Genomic DNA, 16035 nt, shown 5'->3' with positions numbered 1-16035 from the left:
CGTGGAATGCTTCAGTGCTTGGATACGTGAATGCTTCAGTGCGTCAGATGTGGCCGATCGGGTTGCCTGGCTGCCACGAGCGCGTGGCCAGGCAACCCTTCATAGAGCCAGAGGCGGCATCTCCCGCAGCGGGGCGCCTGCCTGGGGCAGTTGCGCGCGCTGGTTGCAGATTGTGCGGATCATCGAATACATATGCTTGGCCTGGTGGGCGGCGACGTCGGCTTTCATCATGGAACGCGCGTCACTGCCTGGTTGTACTGCCGGACCTGCTGGATTTTGTGGGTTTGCCGGATCGCGTGAAGTCAGCGGATACGACAGGAAAACGGATTTTAGCGCGAGGCTAGTAGTAGCGACACCGATAGCAACGCTAGCAGACTGCTGGCGCTGTTGTGGCGGATGGAGGTGGTTGCTGCGGAGTTCATCCGAGCAATGTAGAAGATTGGGCATCCGCTTGTCAAGGGCTATCTTTTTTACACACGGTTGACACACGTAAAAGAAAGGCACATTCCAATAAATTCGTTGCTAGAATCGTCTTGTTAATAACCGGCTGGTCATTTATCTGCACTGCTGCAATATCAATTCCTTGTGAGGATGGAACGCCGCCGGGTGAAAATGCTCCAAACCGAGCGCCGCAGTAGTCCTTTTGCCAACCAGGGTTGACTTGTTGCGCCGGCACCGCTCTCTGCGTCGCCTGCCACGAAGAACAAACAACAGAATGCCGACGCCTCCGCCACCCCGGAAGGATAGTCAATAACCGCCAACATCCATGCAGAAACGTACCGACCTCATCGTTTGCGAAGAATGCGACGCCGTCTACCAGCGCATGACGCTGGGCGAGCGCGAGGTCGCCCGCTGCCTGCGTTGTGGCGCCGAACTGGAGCGTGATACCGGTCGCCGCCTGCAGCACCTGCTGCCGCTGACCATTGCTGCGCTGATCCTGTTCGTGATCGCCAATGCCTTTCCCATCGTTACCATCGAGCTGCAGGGGCTCTCCAGCCAGACCACGCTGATCGGTGCGGTGGTGGCGTTGACCCGTGACGGCATGTCGGAGGTGGCCCTGCTGGTGCTGGCCACGACCTTGCTGTTCCCGCTGATCCAGCTGGGGGTGTTGCTCTACCTGTTGCTGCCGGGGGGACGCCAGTCACGTCCGCCCGGCTTCGTGCTGCTGCTGCGGCTCATGCAGGTGGCACGGCCCTGGGGCATGATCGAGGTATTCATGCTGGGCGTGCTGGTGGCGCTGATCAAGCTGTCCAACATGGCCGAGGTCATCCCCGGTCCGGCCTTGTGGTCCTTCGGTGGACTGACGGTGCTGCTGACGGTCGTGGTGTCTTTCAATCCACGCTACCTCTGGCACGTGTGGGAGCAGCAGCAAGCCGGGCAATACGGTGACAAGGAGGCCGGTGCATGAGCTTCTCCACCCGCCAGGTGACATCGCATGCGCCCGACCTCACTCAAGAGCCGGATGAAGACCTGCCCGTGCAGGATGCCGCCGCGCTGGGCGTGATCGGCTGCCATCACTGCGGCACCGTGTGGGAAGGGGCCCAGCCCCATCAAGCCTGCGGCGTGTGCCATGCGCGGCTGCACGTACGCAAGATCGATAGCCTCACCCGTACCTGGGCGCTCCTGATTGCGGCCTGCATCATGTACATCCCGGCCAACATGATGCCGGTGATGGTGACCCGTACCCTGTTCGATGAACAGCGCGACACCATTCTCTCCGGCGTCATCTATTTCTGGACATCCGGCGAATGGGGCCTGGCCCTGGTGGTGTTCGTGGCCAGCTTTCTGGTGCCGCTGTTCAAGCTGGTGGCGCTGGGCATCCTGGTTTTCTCGGCCCGTCGCCGCAGTCGCTGGCGCCGTCTGCAACGCGCCAGGCTGTATCGCGTGGTCGAGGCCATCGGACGCTGGTCCATGCTGGATGTTTTCGTGGTCTCGGTCCTGACCGGGCTGGTCAAGATCCACGGCTTTGCCAATATCCACGCCGGTATCGGCATCGCCGCCTTCGGCGCAGTGGTGGTGCTGACCATGCTGGCCTCGCTGGCCTTTGACCCGCGCCTCATCTGGGACGAGCGCGAGACCGATCAAGCCTTCCCTGCACCTGGCCAGCCGCTCCCCGATACTGCTTCTCCCCATGACAACGTCAACAAGCCACAGGAAACCGCATGACTCCACCCGATCATTCCGATGACAAGCCGGCGCTGCTGCAACCGCGCCGCGCGCGCCAGCGCAACTGGCTGCCCTCGCTGGTGTGGCTCATTCCCATCGTTGCGGCCATCGTCGGCCTGACGCTGGTGGCCAAGATCCTGGTCGAGCGCGGCCCCATGGTCACGGTCAGCTTCCGTTCCGCAGAAGGGTTGGAGGCCGGCAAGACCAGGGTGAAGTACAAGGATGTCGAGATCGGCCAGGTGCAGAGCCTGAAGCTGGCCGCCGATCGTTCGCACGTGCTGGTGGGCATCCAGCTCAACCAGGACGCTTCCGGTTTCAATGCCGAGGACACGCGTTTCTGGGTGGTGCGTCCGCGCATTGCCGCCTCGGGCATCTCGGGCCTGGGCACCCTGCTTTCGGGGGCCTACATCGGCGCCGATGCCGGTGTCTCGGAAGAGACCAAGAAAGACTTCGTCGGCCTGGAGCAGCCCCCCATCGTCACGCGCGATGCCTCGGGACGGCAGTTCGTGCTGCATACCGATGACCTGGGTTCGCTGGATATCGGCTCGCCCATCTTCTATCGGCGCATCAAGGTCGGTCAGGTAGTCGCCTATGACCTCGACAGCGATGGTCGGGGGGTGACCCTGCGCATCTTCGTCAATGCGCCCTACGACAAGTTTGTCACCCAGGCTTCGCGCTTCTGGCATGCCAGCGGCTTCGACATGGAACTCAACGCCAGCGGCTTCAAGCTGCACACCCAGGCGCTCTCCACGGTGGTGCTGGGTGGCATCGCCTTCCGCGAGCGCGATGAACAGCACGTGAGCCCACCGGCCAAGGAGGGCACCGAGTATGCGCTGGTGGAAGATGAAAGCACTGCCATGAAGGAGCCGGATGGCGCGCCGCAAACGGCCCTGCTGTATTTCGACCAGTCCCTGCGTGGCCTGCAGCCGGGTGCGGCGGTGGACTTCCGTGGCGTGGTGCTGGGCGAGGTCAAGAGCATCGGCGTGGAGTACGACAAGGCGCGCGGTGAATTCCGCATGCCGGTGCTGGTGCAGATCTATCCGGATCGTTTGGGCCGCCGCTTCCACGAAGAGACCGGCGAGCAGCGCCGTTCCAACGCGCAGTTGTTGCGCATGCTGGTCAAGCGCGGCATGCGTGCGCAGCTGCGCAATGGCAACTTGCTGACCGGTCAGCTGTATGTGGCGATCGATTTCTTCCCCAAGGCCAAGCCGGTGCAGATCGATCCGGACAAGGTGCCGCTGGAGCTGCCGACCATCCCGGGCAGCCTGGACGAACTGCAGAAGCAGCTCTCCGACATTGCGGGCAAGCTCTCCAAGGTACCGTTCGACGAGATCGGTCGCGATCTGCAGACTACTCTGAAGACCTTGAACAAGACCTTGACCACGGCCGAGCAGACGGCCGCACACATCAACAACGACATCGCGCCGGAGATGCAGGCGACCATGAAGGATGCCCGCAAGACCTTGAATGCCGCCGAGCGCACGCTCTCCGATGATGCACCGCTGCAGTCGGACATCCGCCAGACCATGCAGGAACTGTCCAAGGCTGCGGCCTCGATCCGTATCCTCACCGATTACCTGCAACAGCATCCGGAAGCGCTGATCCGGGGCAAACAGGAGCCATGATGCAAGACAAGACTTCGTTCTCCCTCAAGACCCTGGTGGCGACCGTACTGGCCGCTTCCCTGCTGGCCGCCTGCGGCAGTTCACCGCCGACGCGCTTCTACACGCTGGCGGCCCCGGCCGATGGCGGCGCGTCCGTACGTACGACCAGCCAGGGGCCGCAGACCTTCATCGAAGTCATGCCGGTGTCCGTGCCCGACCGCCTGGCGCGTCCGCAACTGGTGGTGCGCAGCGATGCTACACGGGTGGAGGTATTGGAGCAGGACCGCTGGTCCTCGCCCTTCAACAATGAGTTGCGCGATGCGCTGTCTGCGGGCGTGGCGGCAAGGCTGGGAGCCATCGACGTCTCGCGCGGCGGCCGACCGGCGGACCAGGCCAGCTATCGCATCCATGTGGAATTGCGCGATTTCGACGCAGCCCGCAACGGCCAGGTCCAGGCCAGCTTCGGCTGGACCATCACGCGCTCGGATGACCGTCGCAGCGCGGCGTGCCGCCTGACGGTGGTGGAGCGGGTGGCAGGCGCTGCCAATGCCGATGTCGTCGCTGCCACGCAGAGGGCAGTCGGGAAGGCGGTGCAGGCCATTGCCGATGATGTTCGCGCTTTGCAGGCGGGGCGGGGAGGACAGTGCTCAGCTTGAGCTGGCGCATTTTGTCGCACCAAAGAAAAAGCCGCTTCCAAGGAAGCGGCTTTTCAACATCAGGACAGCTTGCAGCGATCAGCGATCGCCGTAGGAGCGGCGCGGGCCGTCGGCGCGGAAGCCGCCGCCATTGCCCTTGTAGCCACCACCGCCGCCACCTTCGCGACGCGGGCCGTTGCCGGCCGGCTTGGCGCCGCCGAAGCTGCGGCCTTCGCGGTTGCCACCGAAGCCGCCTTCACGATTGCCGCCAAAACCACCTTCACGGTTGCCACCGAAACCGCCCTCGCGATGACCACCGCCTTCGCGGTTGCCGGCGCCGAAGCGCGGGCCGCTGTTGCTGCGGCCATCACCCGGACGCCAGCCACCCGGCTTGCGCGGGCTGCGCGGCGCAGCCGACTTCTTCGGCTCGAAACCTTCGACCACATCCACCGGAATGGTCTGCTTGGTGAAGCGCTCGATGCGCTTGACCTGCATGCCTTCGGCGTGATTGACCAGCGAGATCGCCACGCCATTGCGGCCGGCACGGCCGGTACGGCCGATGCGGTGCACGTAGTCTTCAGCGAACTTGGGCAGGTCGTAGTTGAACACGTGGGTGATGCCCGGCACGTCGATGCCGCGCGCGGCCACGTCGGTGGCCACCAGCATGCGCACCTGGCCGCGGCGCAGGCTGTTCAGGGTACGGTTGCGGGCGCCCTGGTGCATGTCGCCATGCAGTGCGGCAGCAGCGAAACCGGCGATGTTGAGGCGATCGGCGATGGTGTCGGCGTCACGCTTGGTGGCGGTGAAGATCACGGCCTGGTCGATGCTGGTGTCGCGCAGCAGATGATCCAGCAGGCGGTTCTTGTGCGACAGGTCATCCACGAAGTGCACGCGCTGCATGATGTTTTCATGACGGGTCGACGAGCTAGCGATCTGGATGGTCAGCGGGTTGTTGGTGATGCGCTTGGCCATGTTGCCCACGACGCCGTCAAGCGTGGCCGAGAACAGCATGGTCTGGCGGGTGGCCGGGGTCGCGGCGACGATCTTTTCGATGTCGTCGATGAAGCCCATGTCCAGCATGCGGTCGGCTTCGTCCAGCACCAGGATCTGCAGTTGCGAGAAGTCGATCTTGCCCGACTCCATATGGTCGATCAGACGGCCCGGGGTCGCCACCAGGATTTCCGGGTTGCGCGACAGCAGCTGCATCTGCTTCGGATAAGGCATGCCGCCCAGGATGGACACCACGCGCACACGGCGCATGTAGGCACCGTACTTGTCAGTGGCGGTGGTCACTTGCAGGGCCAGTTCGCGGGTCGGGGTCAGCACCAGCATCTTCGGCTGTGCCGGCTGGTAACGCGGACGCTCGCCACGGGCACGGCTGGCCTGGCGTTCCTGGTTGGGGGTACGGGCTGCTTGCGGCGCCTGCGGCAGGTCTGCCAGCTGGTGCAGCGACGGCAGCATGAAAGCGGCGGTCTTGCCCGAGCCGGTCTGCGAGGACACCAGCAGATCCTGGCCGCTGATGGCGGCGGGGATGGCCTTTTCCTGCACCGGGGTCGGGGAGGTGTAGCCTGCTTCGGTCAGGGCTTTGATGATCGAAGGGTTCAGGCCGAGTGCTTCAAAAGTCATAATCTCTTTCGTGAAAGTGAACGCCAGGCACGAGACGGGCGCACGCGAGCGCGCCGGGCATCGAGTGCCTGAACGAAAAAAAGCAACGCCAACCGACGAAATGACTATGAAAAATACAAAGAAATTTCGGCACAAAAGCTTTGCGCCGGGACGGCATCATCAAGGGATGCCAGGGGCGGGGGGCTTTTACTGGGAACTTGTCGTAATGACAGGTAAGGCTTGCGAAGCTGCTTGGACAAATACGGCTGGAAACACTGCAGAACAGATTTCACGTCCGATTCGCCTGTGCATTGGTTATTGCAATGCACAAGGCGAATCATACCCTAAAACATCGAAATTGGCACGAAGCTATTTCGAGAAACTGTCTCTTTATTGTGGGCGGTGCTTGATTATTCTGCCATTCCACCCACGACGCGGGAGAAGCCACCATCCACATAGGTGATTTCGCCGGTGATGCCCGAGGCCAGGTCGGAGAGCAGGAAGGCCGAGGCATTGCCGACATCTTCGATGGTGACGTTGCGGCGCAGCGGGGCGGTAGCGGCAACCGCCCCGAGGATCTTGCCGAAGCCCTTGATGCCGCTGGCAGCCAGGGTCTTGATGGGGCCGGCCGAGACGCCATTGACGCGCACGCCCTTGGGGCCCAGCGATTCGGCCAGGTAGCGCACCGAGGCTTCCAGCGAGGCCTTGGCCAGGCCCATGGTGTTGTAGTTGGGTACCACACGCTCCGAACCCAGGTAGGTCAGGGTCAGCAGGGCGGCGTTGGAGGACAGCAGCGGCATGGCAGCCTTGGCCATGGCCGGGAAGCTGTAGGCGGAGATGTCGTGGGCGATCTTGAAACCTTCACGCGAGAAACCTTCCAGGAAGTCGCCGGCAATCGCTTCGGAGGGGGCGAAGCCGATGGCGTGCACCAGGCCGTCGAGCTGGCTCCAGGACTGGCCCAGGTCGGCGAACAGGGCATTGATCTGCTCATCGCTGCCGACGTCGCAGTCGAAAATCAGCTTGCTGTCGAATTCCTCGGCGAACTTGGTGATGCGGTCCTTGAAGCGCTCACCCACATAGGTGAAGGCCAGTTCAGCACCTTCGCGCTTGCACGCCTGGGCGATGCCGTAGGCGATGGAACGGTTGGACAGCAAGCCGGTGATCAGGATTTTTTTGCCTTGCAGAAATGCCATGTTGACTCCGTAGGGTCCGCCGCGTATTGCGTGTTTCTGCGGGGCAGAAGCAGGCGTGGCGCGGTCGGTAAATGATAGCGGCGCCGCGCAGCGGCGGCGGCCGGGATGGGACAGACCCGGATTGTAGGGGCTTGCGGCAGGCGCGGCAACCTTTGCGGCACCGGCAGGGCGTGACGCGGCAAGCCAAGCAGCATTCGTCAAGTTGCTTTAATTGCTTCCCTGTAATCGCCGCTCTCTTTACAATGCCCCGACACGGAAATCGTTTCCTGATCCCGTCCCCCAGGCTGCTGGCATTCGGCCGGAGCCCATCAGGCGCGGGACTTGCTTGCCCCCGAGACATCACAGCCCACGAGAGTGCAGACAGACAACCGCATGGTCCCGCCCCTGAAGACAGCCAAGATTTTTCTCTCCTGCCTGCTGGCCGCCGCCCTGGCCCATGGCACCCTGGCATTCGCCGAGCCCGCCTTTTCACTGTATGACACGCCCAAGTACGGGCCCGGCTTTACTCATTTCGACTACGTCAATCCGGATGCGCCCCGGCGCGGCACCTTGTACCTGGCCAATCCGGACCGTCGCACCAGTTTCGACAAGTTCAATCCCATGTCGATGAAGGGCGTGGCCGCCGCTGGCCTGGACCAGCTGATGTTCGAGAGCCTGGCCGTGTCCTCTTCCGACGAAGTCGCCACCGTCTATGGCCTGCTGGCCGACGACATGAAGCTGGCCCCGGACCGCATGTCGATGACCTTCCACTTGAACCCCAAGGCGCGTTTCAACAATGGCGACAAGGTCACTGCCGAGGATGTGAAATACTCCTTCGACACCCTCATCGCCAAGGGCGCGCCCCAGTACAAGTCGGTCTTCGCCGATGTCAAGGGCTGCGTGGTGGTCGATGCCGCCACCGTGCGCTTTGACTTCGCCAGCAAGAACCACGAGTTGCCGCTGATCGTCTCCAGCGTACCGGTGTTCTCAAGGAAATGGGCACAGGGCACGCCCTTCGACCAGATCCAGCTGACCCCGCCCATCAGCACCGGCCCCTATCTGATCGAGAGCTACGATACCGGTCGCAGCATCATCTACAAACGCAACCCGGATTACTGGGGCAAGGACGTCGCGGCCCGACGCGGCATGTTCAACTTCGAGCGCATCGTCTACCGCTTCTACAAGGATGACCTGGCGCGGCTGGAAGCCTTCAAGGCCGGCGAATTTGACGTGGTCGTGGAATACAGCGCCAAGAACTGGGCGCGCAGCTATACCGGCCCGCAGTTCCGCGATGGTCGCATCATCAAGAAGGAATTCAGGCATTCCAACGGCGCCGGCATGCAGGGCTTCGTGATGAACCTGCGGCGCGACCAGTTCAAGGATGTACGCGTGCGCCAGGCCATCGGGCTGGCGCTGGATTATGAATGGATGAACCGTCAGCTGTTTTACGGCCAGTACAAGCGTATCTACTCGTTCTTCAACAACAGCCAGCTGGCCGCCACGGGGGAGCCGCAAGGCGATGAGCTGGCCCTGCTGAAGTCCTTGCAGGCCAAGGGCTTCAAGCTTGATCCTGCGGTCTTCGGACCGGCGCCGGTTCCGCCCTCGACCGACCCGCCGTCTTCCTTGCGCGCCAACCTGCGCCAGGCCCGCGCGCTGTTGGCCCAGGCCGGCTGGGTCTATCGCGATGGCGCGGTACGCAATGCCCAGGGTGTGCCGCTGTCCTTCGAGATCCTCGATGACCAGAGTTCGATGTCGCGCGTCATCAGCGTATTCGCCCGCAACCTGCGTACGCTGGGCATCGACGTGGTCCAACGCAGTGCCGACTATGCGCTGGTGGCCAAGCGCATGGAAGACTTCGATTTCGACATGACCAGCGTGCGCTTTCCCGATACCAGCAGCCCCGGCAACGAACTGTTCGACATGTTCAGCTCCAGGGCCGCTGACGAAAAGGGTTCCAACAATGCCTGGGGGCTCAAGGACCCGGTGGTGGACCAGCTGGTGCAGACCGTGGTGGCCGCCGATACCCGCGCCAGGTTGACTGCGGCTGCCCGCGCGCTCGACCGTGTGTTGCTGCACAAGTACATCGTGGTGCCGCACTGGTATTCCTCCACGCATCGCATCGCCTACCGCAACCGTTTCGGTATCCCGGCGGTGGCGCCGCTCTACTACCAGGCCGATCCCTATGTGATCAGCACCTGGTGGGAGGAAAAGGCGCGGTGAGGCAAAAAATGAATGAAAAGACCAAGGCCCGCATCCGGTGCGGCGGGCACGAACGAGGATGGTGGCAGGCATGAATATCTGGTCCTATATTTTGAAGCGGGTGCTGTTGATGATTCCCACGCTCTTCGGTGTGGTGGCCATCACCTTCGCGGTGATCCAGTTCGTCCCCGGCGGTCCGGTGGAACAGGCCATGCTGGAGATGAAGGGGCGCGGCGGTGGCGGTGAAGCCTCCGGTGGCGGCGCCGCCAGCGGTGCCTCGGCCTATCGCGGACGGCAGGGCATCGACGAGCAGCGCATCGCCGAGATCAAGCAGCTCTACGGCTTCGACAAGCCGCCGGTCGAGCGTTTCTGGATCATGCTCAAGGGTTTCCTGACCTTCGACCTCGGCAAGAGCTTCTACCACCACGGCGATGTCTGGACCCTGGTCAAATCCAAGCTCCCGGTCTCCATCAGCATCGGGCTGTGGACCTTCCTGCTGAGCTACCTGATCTCGGTGCCGCTGGGCATCGCCAAGGCGGTGCGCGAGGGCAGCCGTTTCGATACCGCCACCACCGGGCTGGTGCTGGTCGGCTATTCCATTCCCGGTTTCGTGCTGGGGGTGTTCCTGCTGGTGCTGTTTGCCGGCGGCAGCTTCGTGCAGTGGTTCCCGCTGCGCGGCCTGACCTCGGACAACTGGGCCAGCCTCTCCTTCATGGGCAAGATCACCGATTACCTGTGGCACATCACCTTGCCGGTAACGGCCTCGGTCATCGGCGCCTTCGCCGTCATCACCATGCTGACCCGTAACACCTTCCTCGAAGAGATCCGCAAGCAATACGTGCTGACCGCCCGCGCCAAGGGCTTGTCAGAGCGCAAGGTGCTGTACAAGCACGTGTTTCGCAATGCACTCATTCCGCTGGTAACCGGTTTTCCCTCGGCCTTCATCGCCTCTTTCTTCGCCGGCAGCCTGCTGATCGAAACGCTGTTCTCGCTGGACGGCATGGGGCTCCTGGCCTATGAATCGGCGATCCGGCGTGACTATCCGGTGGTCATGGGTACGCTCTATCTGTTCACGCTCATCGGCCTGGTGGTCAAGCTGGTGGGCGATCTCTGCTATGTGTGGGCTGACCCGCGCGTCCAATTCGAAAGCCTGGCGCAATGAGCATGACTACGCCCGCCACCCCCTCCCTCTCGCCCAGCCGTCGCATCTGGCTGCGTTTTCGCGCGGACCGCACCGGCTACTGGAGCCTGGTGATTTTTTCCCTTCTCTTCATACTGAGTCTGGGCGCCGAACTGATCTCCAACGACAAGCCGCTGGTGGCCAGCTACCAGGGCAGGCTGATGTTCCCGATACTGAAAGATTATTCAGACAGGCATTTTGGCGGCGACTTCGACTCGCCCGCCGACTACCTCGATCCCTTCATCGAGCAGCAATTCCGCAAGGACGGCAACTGGGTCATCTATCCACTGAACCGCTATGGCTACAACACCCTGAACTACTTCGCCAAGGAACCCAACCCGGCGGCCCCCTCGGCCGAGAACTGGCTGGGCACCGACGACCGCGGTCGCGACGTGTTCGCGCGTCTGCTCTATGGCTTCCGCGTGTCGGTGCTGTTCGGCATGGCGCTCACGTTCATCGGGGTGGTGCTGGGCGTGGCCGCCGGTGCGCTGCAGGGTTACTTTGCCGGACGCACCGACCTCATCACCCAGCGCCTGCTGGAGATATGGGGATCGATGCCGGAGCTGTACCTGCTGATCATCTTCTCCTCCATCTTCCAGCCCAGCCTGGGTCTGCTGCTGGTATTGCTGTCGCTGTTCGGCTGGATGAGCCTGTCCGATTACGTGCGCGCCGATTTCCTGCGCAATCGCAACCTGGAATACGTGCAGGCCGCGCGCGCCATGGGCTTGCCCAACCGCCTCATCATCTGGCGCCACGTGCTGCCCAACAGCATGACGACGGTGGTGACCTTCCTCCCTTTCCGCATGAGCGCCGCCATCCTGGCGCTGACCAGTCTGGACTTTCTCGGCCTGGGCGTGCCGCCCTCCACCCCCAGCCTGGGTGAACTGCTGGCGCAAGGCAAGAACAACCTGGATGCCTGGTGGATCGCGGTCTCCACCTTCGTGGTGCTGACCGTGACCCTGCTGCTGCTGACCAATATCGGCAACGGGCTGCGCAACGCCCTGGACGTACGGAGGAAGGCATGAGCGCCCCGCTGCTGGAAGTGAAGGATCTGACGGTACGCTTCGGCGACACCGTGGTGGTGGACCGCGTGAGCTTTGCGATGTCCCCTGGCGAGAAGTTTGCCCTGGTGGGGGAATCGGGCTCGGGCAAGACCGTGTCGTCGCTGGCGGTCATGCAGCTCAATCAGGATGCCCGCTACGAAGGCAGTATCCTGCTCGACGGCCAGGATGTGCTGAAGAAGAACGAGCGCCAGATGCAGCAGGTGCGCGGCAAGGATGTGGCGATGATCTTCCAGGAGCCGATGACGGCCCTGAACCCGCTTTTTACCATCGGCAACCAGATCGCCGAGGTGTTGATGCTGCACGAGGGTCTCCATGCGCGCGATGCGGCCAGACGCGCCGTGGCGTTGCTGGAGAAGACTGGCATTGCCGAACCGGCGCGGCGTGCGCTGTCGTATCCGCATGAACTCTCGGGCGGCCAGCGCCAGCGCGCCATGATTGCCATGGCATTGGCCTGCAAGCCCAGGCTCCTCATTGCCGATGAGCCGACCACGGCCCTGGATGTGACCATCCAGGTACAGATCCTGGCCTTGCTGAACCAGTTGCAGCGGGAAGAGAACATGGCCGTGCTCATCATTTCGCACGACCTGAACCTGGTACGCCACTTCGCCGACCGCGTCGGCGTGATGGAAAAGGGCAAGCTGGTCGAAAGCGCCAGCGTCGCCGAGCTCTTCGCCAATCCGCAGCAGCCTTATACGCGCAAGCTGTTGCAGAGCCGTCCGCAGCGCAATGCGGCAGAGGTGCCGGCCGAGGCGCCTGTTGTGCTACAGGCTGAGCAACTGCGCTGCACCTATCACATCAAGCAGGGCTGGTTTGCCAAACGCGCCTTCCATGCTGTCGACGGCATCGACCTGCAACTGCGTCGTGGCGAGACCATCGGCATCGTCGGTGAATCCGGCTCCGGCAAGTCCACGCTGGGCATGGCCTTGTTGCGGCTGTCGGCGGCCAGCGTGAGTGGCAGTATCCGCTTCGACGGCGAGCCCATTTCCGAGCGCAGCAGCCGTGCACTGCGGCCTTTGCGCTCGCGCCTGCAGGTGGTGTTCCAGGATCCCTTCGCCTCGCTTTCACCGCGTCGCACGGTGGAGCAGATCGTCGGCGAAGGCCTGGCCCTGCACCATCCCGAGAAGACCCCCGCGCAGCAGCGCCAGGCCATCGTCGGCGCGCTGGAAGAGGTCGGTCTGACGACAGCCGCCCTGGAGCGCTATCCGCATGAATTCTCCGGCGGCCAGCGCCAGCGTATCGCCATCGCCCGCGCGCTGGTGTTGCAGCCGGAACTGCTGTTGCTGGACGAGCCGACCTCGGCCCTGGACGTGACCGTGCAGCAGCAGGTACTGCAACTGCTGGCCGACCTGCAGCGCCGACATGGCCTGGCCTATCTGTTCATCACCCACGACCTGGCCGTGGTGCAGGCCATGGCGCACCAGGTGATCGTGATGAAGGATGGCAAGGTAGTCGAAAGCGGCCCTGCCGAGCAGGTACTGCAGCATCCGCAGCAGGACTACACGCGCCGCCTGGTGGCCGCCGCCACCTACGCCGAAGCCGCGCGCTGAAGGTCTCGCCAAAAAGAAAACCCGAAGTCCGGATCAGCTCCGGGGCTTCGGGTCCATACAGACTGCAATGTTTTTCTTCTTCCGTGCTTGGGGCGCGTCTTCTTGTAGTGGGCGGTCGAGCCGCCCGGGTCTCCTCCGGTTTCCTCCGGATTATTGCTTGCGGGCGCCGTTGCCGGAGGCCAGGGTCAGCGGCTTGCCGGCCACCTTGCGGGCCGGCGGGGCCGCCTTGCGCACCGGTGCCTTGGCCGAGGCGACCTGACGTCGCGCCGGGGCGGCGCGATGGGAGGCAACGCGTCGCGGCGCCGCATGGACGGCGACGTTGGCCACGTGCAGTTGCAGGCTCTGGCCGGCAGCCAGGGTGTCGTGCTTCAAGCCGTTCCATTGCTTGATCTGCGCCACGCTCACGTGGTAGCGGCTGGCGATGCCGCCCAGGGTGTCGCGCTTGCCGGCCTTCACATAGATGCGGCGGGTTTCCGGAACGTCAGGAGCGATGGCCAGGCGGGCGTTGTCGGCGATTTCCGGGGTCAGGTCGGTATCGAGGGAGGCAGTCTCTTCGTTCTTGGGCACCAGAATCGTGGAGCCCGCTTTCAAGACCATGCGCGGCGGGATCTGGTTGACGCTGCGGATGACTTCGGGAGTGGTGCCGAACTTGCTGGCGATGGTCTCGATGCGTTCGCGGGCGCTGGAGACGGTGTGCGCCGTCCAGGTTGAGAAGGCCTGGGTCCACTTGGACATGTTGGCCTTGAACTTCTCGGCATTGCTTTCCGGCAGCAGGATCTTGGTATCGTCGCCACCGATGATGACGGGGCGGTTGAACTGCGGGTTCAGCGCCTTGAACTCGTCGACCGACAGTTCAGCCAGTTGCGCGGCGACCTTCACGTCGATATTGCGGGTCTTGCCGATGGTGACGAAGTAGGGCTGGTTGTCCACCTTGGGCAGAGCGATATCGTAGGCGGCCGGATTGGCGATGATGTTCTTGACTGCCTGCAGCTTGGGTACGTAGTTGCGGGTCTCGGCGGGCATCTGCGCCGACAGCGTATTGAAGTCGATCGGCAGGCCGGCGGCGAGATTGCGGTTGACTGCGCGCTGCACCGAGCCCTCGCCCCAGTTGTAGGCTGCCAGCGCCAGTTGCCAGTCGCCGAACATGCCATAGAGCTTCTGCAGATAGGTCAGCGCGGCATCGGTGGAGGCCAGCACGTCGCGGCGCTCGTCGGTAAACATGTTCTGCTTGAGGTTGTAGTCACGCCCGGTGGAGGGAATGAACTGCCACATGCCCGCTGCCTTGGCGGTGGACAGTGCCTCCGGATTGAAGGCCGATTCGATGAAGGGCAGCAGCGCCAGTTCGGTGGGCATGCCGCGCTTTTCCAGCTCCTGCACGACGTGGAACAGATAGCGCGAGGCGCGCACCGTGGTGCGCTGGATGTAGTCGGGACGGGAGCTGTACCACTGGGTCTGGCTCTCCACCAAGGCATTGTCCAGATCGGGAATCCCGAAGCCCTTGCGAATGCGCGTCCAGATGTCGATGTCGTTCATCCCCGGCAGGGCATTGCCGGCCAGTTCGGGATTGATCGCATTGAAGGGGGCGGGGTAGATCGAGATATCGTTGGCGTGGGAGAGCAGCGGGGTACCAGCGCAGAACAGGGCGGCAATGGCGAGTTGTTTCAAAGTACGCTGCATGTGGGCGATATCCTGTACCAGAGGCAAAAGTTTGCGTGCGGCGCTTCCGTTGCAGAGCTGTGATGAAGCTCGACACCTCCTGCCGGCGGAGTCCGGATCAGTCCGATCACGGGCGCGTGCAGGTTGACGGTAATGCAAGGTCGGAAGCTGCGAGTCTCCCCGGCGTGGTGCAGAGTGGACAGCGTTCGTAAAACTTCGTAAAAACGCTGGTGCCCATTTTGGGGAATTGAAGGAGTGTACGAAAGACCCTTTTCGGCAGTCAAGCAAAAATTGGCCTCTGTTACAAAGCCAAGTCCTTGATTTGGCAGGAATTTGCTCCTGAACGTCTGTCAATATCCCCTTATCTGTAGGTATTTTTCCATTCGCGCAGGGCTGCGAAGCTGCTAACGTCGTCCAACTGCGCCAAACGACCTGCCTTTTGCAGCGATTCGAGGATTTCCTTTTCGCCGGTGCGCAGGAAGGGGTTGGTAGCGCGCTCCAGGGCGATGCTGGTCGGTACGGTCGCCTCCCCGCGTTCGCGTCTGGCACGCTCGCGCAGGATCCGTGCGGTCAGCGCTTCATTGCCGGGCTCGACCTCGGCAGCGAACTTCAGATTGGAGAGCGTGTACTCATGGGCGCAATACACTTGTGTATCGCCGGGCAGGCTGGCGAGCCTGGTCAGTGATTGGACCATCTGTGCTGCCGTGCCTTCGAAGAGGCGCCCGCATCCTCCTGCAAAAAGCGTATCGCCACAGAACAGCAGGCCTTGATCTGCCGCGTAATAGGCAATGTGACCGAGCGTGTGGCCGGGTACGTCGATGACCTGCAGCGACAGGCCCAGGGAAGCAATCTTCACTTCGTCATTCCCGTGCAGCGGGATCGTCATGCCCTTGATGCGGGAATGCTCGCGCGCCGGGCCATAGACGGGGATGTTCGGGAAGGCGTCGCTGACGGCACTGCGCGCCAGCTCAAGCACACCGCCGACATGGTCAGCATGGTGATGAGTCAGTAGAATAGCGGCCAATGTCAGGCCCTCGGCCTGCAATGCGGCCAGGACGGGGACCGCGTCGCCGGGGTCGACCACGGCGGCATGGCGGCCGTCATGGATGATCCACAGGTAATTGTCGTCGAACGCCGGTACGGCCAGGACGTCCAATGAAGTTTTCTGATCTGCTTGAGCTGGCTGGGCTGGCTGGGTCATGAGGCG

The 16035-nt window shown here is 62.9% G+C and carries 13 protein-coding genes; 8 read left to right on the top strand and 5 right to left on the bottom strand.

Annotation, left to right across the window (positions count from 1 at the left end):
* Positions 1–99: 99 nt before the first annotated feature.
* Complete coding sequence (locus HWE01_RS22845; protein WP_008331140.1) at positions 100–231, bottom strand: hypothetical protein; 132 nt, start codon at positions 229–231, stop codon at positions 100–102.
* A gap of 535 nt (positions 232–766) precedes the next feature.
* On the opposite strand from HWE01_RS22845, the gene HWE01_RS00240 reads away from it, so the two are divergent.
* The 4 genes from HWE01_RS00240 to HWE01_RS00225 are packed head-to-tail and all read left to right on the top strand — an operon-like array spanning position 767 to position 4426.
* Positions 767–1408: a paraquat-inducible protein A gene (locus HWE01_RS00240; protein WP_241820789.1), complete on the top strand. Its 642-nt coding sequence runs from the start codon at positions 767–769 to the stop codon at positions 1406–1408.
* The gene (locus tag HWE01_RS00235; protein ID WP_241820788.1) at positions 1405–2166 is read left to right on the top strand and encodes a paraquat-inducible protein A; all 762 of its coding nucleotides are present in this window, start codon (positions 1405–1407) and stop codon (positions 2164–2166) included. The genes HWE01_RS00240 and HWE01_RS00235 overlap by 4 nt, the downstream gene beginning before the upstream one ends.
* A complete protein-coding gene (locus HWE01_RS00230) occupies positions 2163–3791 on the top strand; it encodes a PqiB family protein (protein ID WP_241820787.1) in 1629 nt (542 codons plus the stop codon). Before HWE01_RS00235 ends, HWE01_RS00230 begins: the two co-directional genes overlap by 4 nt.
* A complete protein-coding gene (locus HWE01_RS00225; RefSeq protein ID WP_241820786.1) occupies positions 3788–4426 on the top strand; it encodes a PqiC family protein in 639 nt (212 codons plus the stop codon). Before HWE01_RS00230 ends, HWE01_RS00225 begins: the two co-directional genes overlap by 4 nt.
* 78 nt (positions 4427–4504) lie before the next feature.
* Here HWE01_RS00225 and HWE01_RS00220 read toward each other — a convergent pair whose 3' ends face one another.
* Together HWE01_RS00220 and fabI are read right to left on the bottom strand one after the other, a co-directional pair.
* Positions 4505–6031, bottom strand: a complete 1527-nt coding sequence (locus tag HWE01_RS00220) for a DEAD/DEAH box helicase (protein WP_008331120.1) — start codon at positions 6029–6031, stop codon at positions 4505–4507.
* 389 nt (positions 6032–6420) lie between these two features.
* The gene (fabI, locus tag HWE01_RS00215) at positions 6421–7203 is read right to left on the bottom strand and encodes an enoyl-ACP reductase FabI (RefSeq protein WP_241820785.1); all 783 of its coding nucleotides are present in this window, start codon (positions 7201–7203) and stop codon (positions 6421–6423) included.
* 372 nt (positions 7204–7575) lie between these two features.
* Here fabI and HWE01_RS00210 point away from each other — a divergent pair, with 372 nt between their 5' ends.
* The 4 genes from HWE01_RS00210 to HWE01_RS00195 all read left to right on the top strand — a co-directional run bounded on the left by HWE01_RS00210 (position 7576) and on the right by HWE01_RS00195 (position 13172).
* Positions 7576–9402, top strand: coding sequence for an extracellular solute-binding protein (locus HWE01_RS00210; protein ID WP_175343313.1), 1827 nt, complete (start codon positions 7576–7578; stop codon positions 9400–9402).
* 70 nt (positions 9403–9472) lie between these two features.
* Positions 9473–10543 (top strand): microcin C ABC transporter permease YejB, encoded by a 1071-nt coding sequence (locus tag HWE01_RS00205; protein ID WP_034351175.1) that lies wholly within the window; start codon positions 9473–9475, stop codon positions 10541–10543.
* Positions 10540–11586 carry an ABC transporter permease gene (locus HWE01_RS00200; protein WP_008331109.1) on the top strand — a complete coding sequence of 349 codons (1047 nt, stop codon included), beginning with the start codon at positions 10540–10542 and terminating at the stop codon, positions 11584–11586. The genes HWE01_RS00205 and HWE01_RS00200 overlap by 4 nt, the downstream gene beginning before the upstream one ends.
* Entirely contained in the window at positions 11583–13172 is a 1590-nt protein-coding gene (locus tag HWE01_RS00195) for an ABC transporter ATP-binding protein (RefSeq protein ID WP_241820784.1), read from the top strand. The genes HWE01_RS00200 and HWE01_RS00195 overlap by 4 nt, the downstream gene beginning before the upstream one ends.
* Before the next feature lie 150 nt (positions 13173–13322).
* On the opposite strand, the gene HWE01_RS00190 is transcribed toward HWE01_RS00195, so the two are convergent.
* Both HWE01_RS00190 and gloB read right to left on the bottom strand, forming a co-directional pair.
* A complete protein-coding gene (locus HWE01_RS00190) occupies positions 13323–14849 on the bottom strand; it encodes a transglycosylase SLT domain-containing protein (RefSeq protein WP_008331107.1) in 1527 nt (508 codons plus the stop codon).
* Between the two features lie 340 nt (positions 14850–15189).
* Complete coding sequence (gene gloB / locus HWE01_RS00185) at positions 15190–15984, bottom strand: hydroxyacylglutathione hydrolase (protein WP_241820783.1); 795 nt, start codon at positions 15982–15984, stop codon at positions 15190–15192.
* Positions 15985–16035: the final 51 nt, after the last annotated feature.

This window comes from Herbaspirillum sp. C7C8, assembly GCF_022627875.1.
GTDB lineage: Bacteria > Pseudomonadota > Gammaproteobacteria > Burkholderiales > Burkholderiaceae_D > Herbaspirillum.
The sequence above is the reverse complement of the archived record's forward strand: the minus strand, read 5'-3'. Positions and strand labels throughout refer to the sequence as shown.

Coding starts and splice junctions, on each gene's coding strand:
- fabI (WP_241820785.1), bottom strand. CDS start 7,203: ATGGCATTTCTGCAAGGCAAAAAAATCCTGATCACCGGCTTGCTGTCC.
- HWE01_RS00190 (WP_008331107.1), bottom strand. CDS start 14,849: ATGCAGCGTACTTTGAAACAACTCGCCATTGCCGCCCTGTTCTGCGCT.
- HWE01_RS00210 (WP_175343313.1), top strand. CDS start 7,576: ATGGTCCCGCCCCTGAAGACAGCCAAGATTTTTCTCTCCTGCCTGCTG.
- HWE01_RS00195 (WP_241820784.1), top strand. CDS start 11,583: ATGAGCGCCCCGCTGCTGGAAGTGAAGGATCTGACGGTACGCTTCGGC.
- HWE01_RS00205 (WP_034351175.1), top strand. CDS start 9,473: ATGAATATCTGGTCCTATATTTTGAAGCGGGTGCTGTTGATGATTCCC.
- HWE01_RS00240 (WP_241820789.1), top strand. CDS start 767: ATGCAGAAACGTACCGACCTCATCGTTTGCGAAGAATGCGACGCCGTC.
- HWE01_RS22845 (WP_008331140.1), bottom strand. CDS start 231: ATGATGAAAGCCGACGTCGCCGCCCACCAGGCCAAGCATATGTATTCG.
- HWE01_RS00220 (WP_008331120.1), bottom strand. CDS start 6,031: ATGACTTTTGAAGCACTCGGCCTGAACCCTTCGATCATCAAAGCCCTG.
- HWE01_RS00200 (WP_008331109.1), top strand. CDS start 10,540: ATGAGCATGACTACGCCCGCCACCCCCTCCCTCTCGCCCAGCCGTCGC.
- HWE01_RS00230 (WP_241820787.1), top strand. CDS start 2,163: ATGACTCCACCCGATCATTCCGATGACAAGCCGGCGCTGCTGCAACCG.
- HWE01_RS00225 (WP_241820786.1), top strand. CDS start 3,788: ATGATGCAAGACAAGACTTCGTTCTCCCTCAAGACCCTGGTGGCGACC.
- HWE01_RS00235 (WP_241820788.1), top strand. CDS start 1,405: ATGAGCTTCTCCACCCGCCAGGTGACATCGCATGCGCCCGACCTCACT.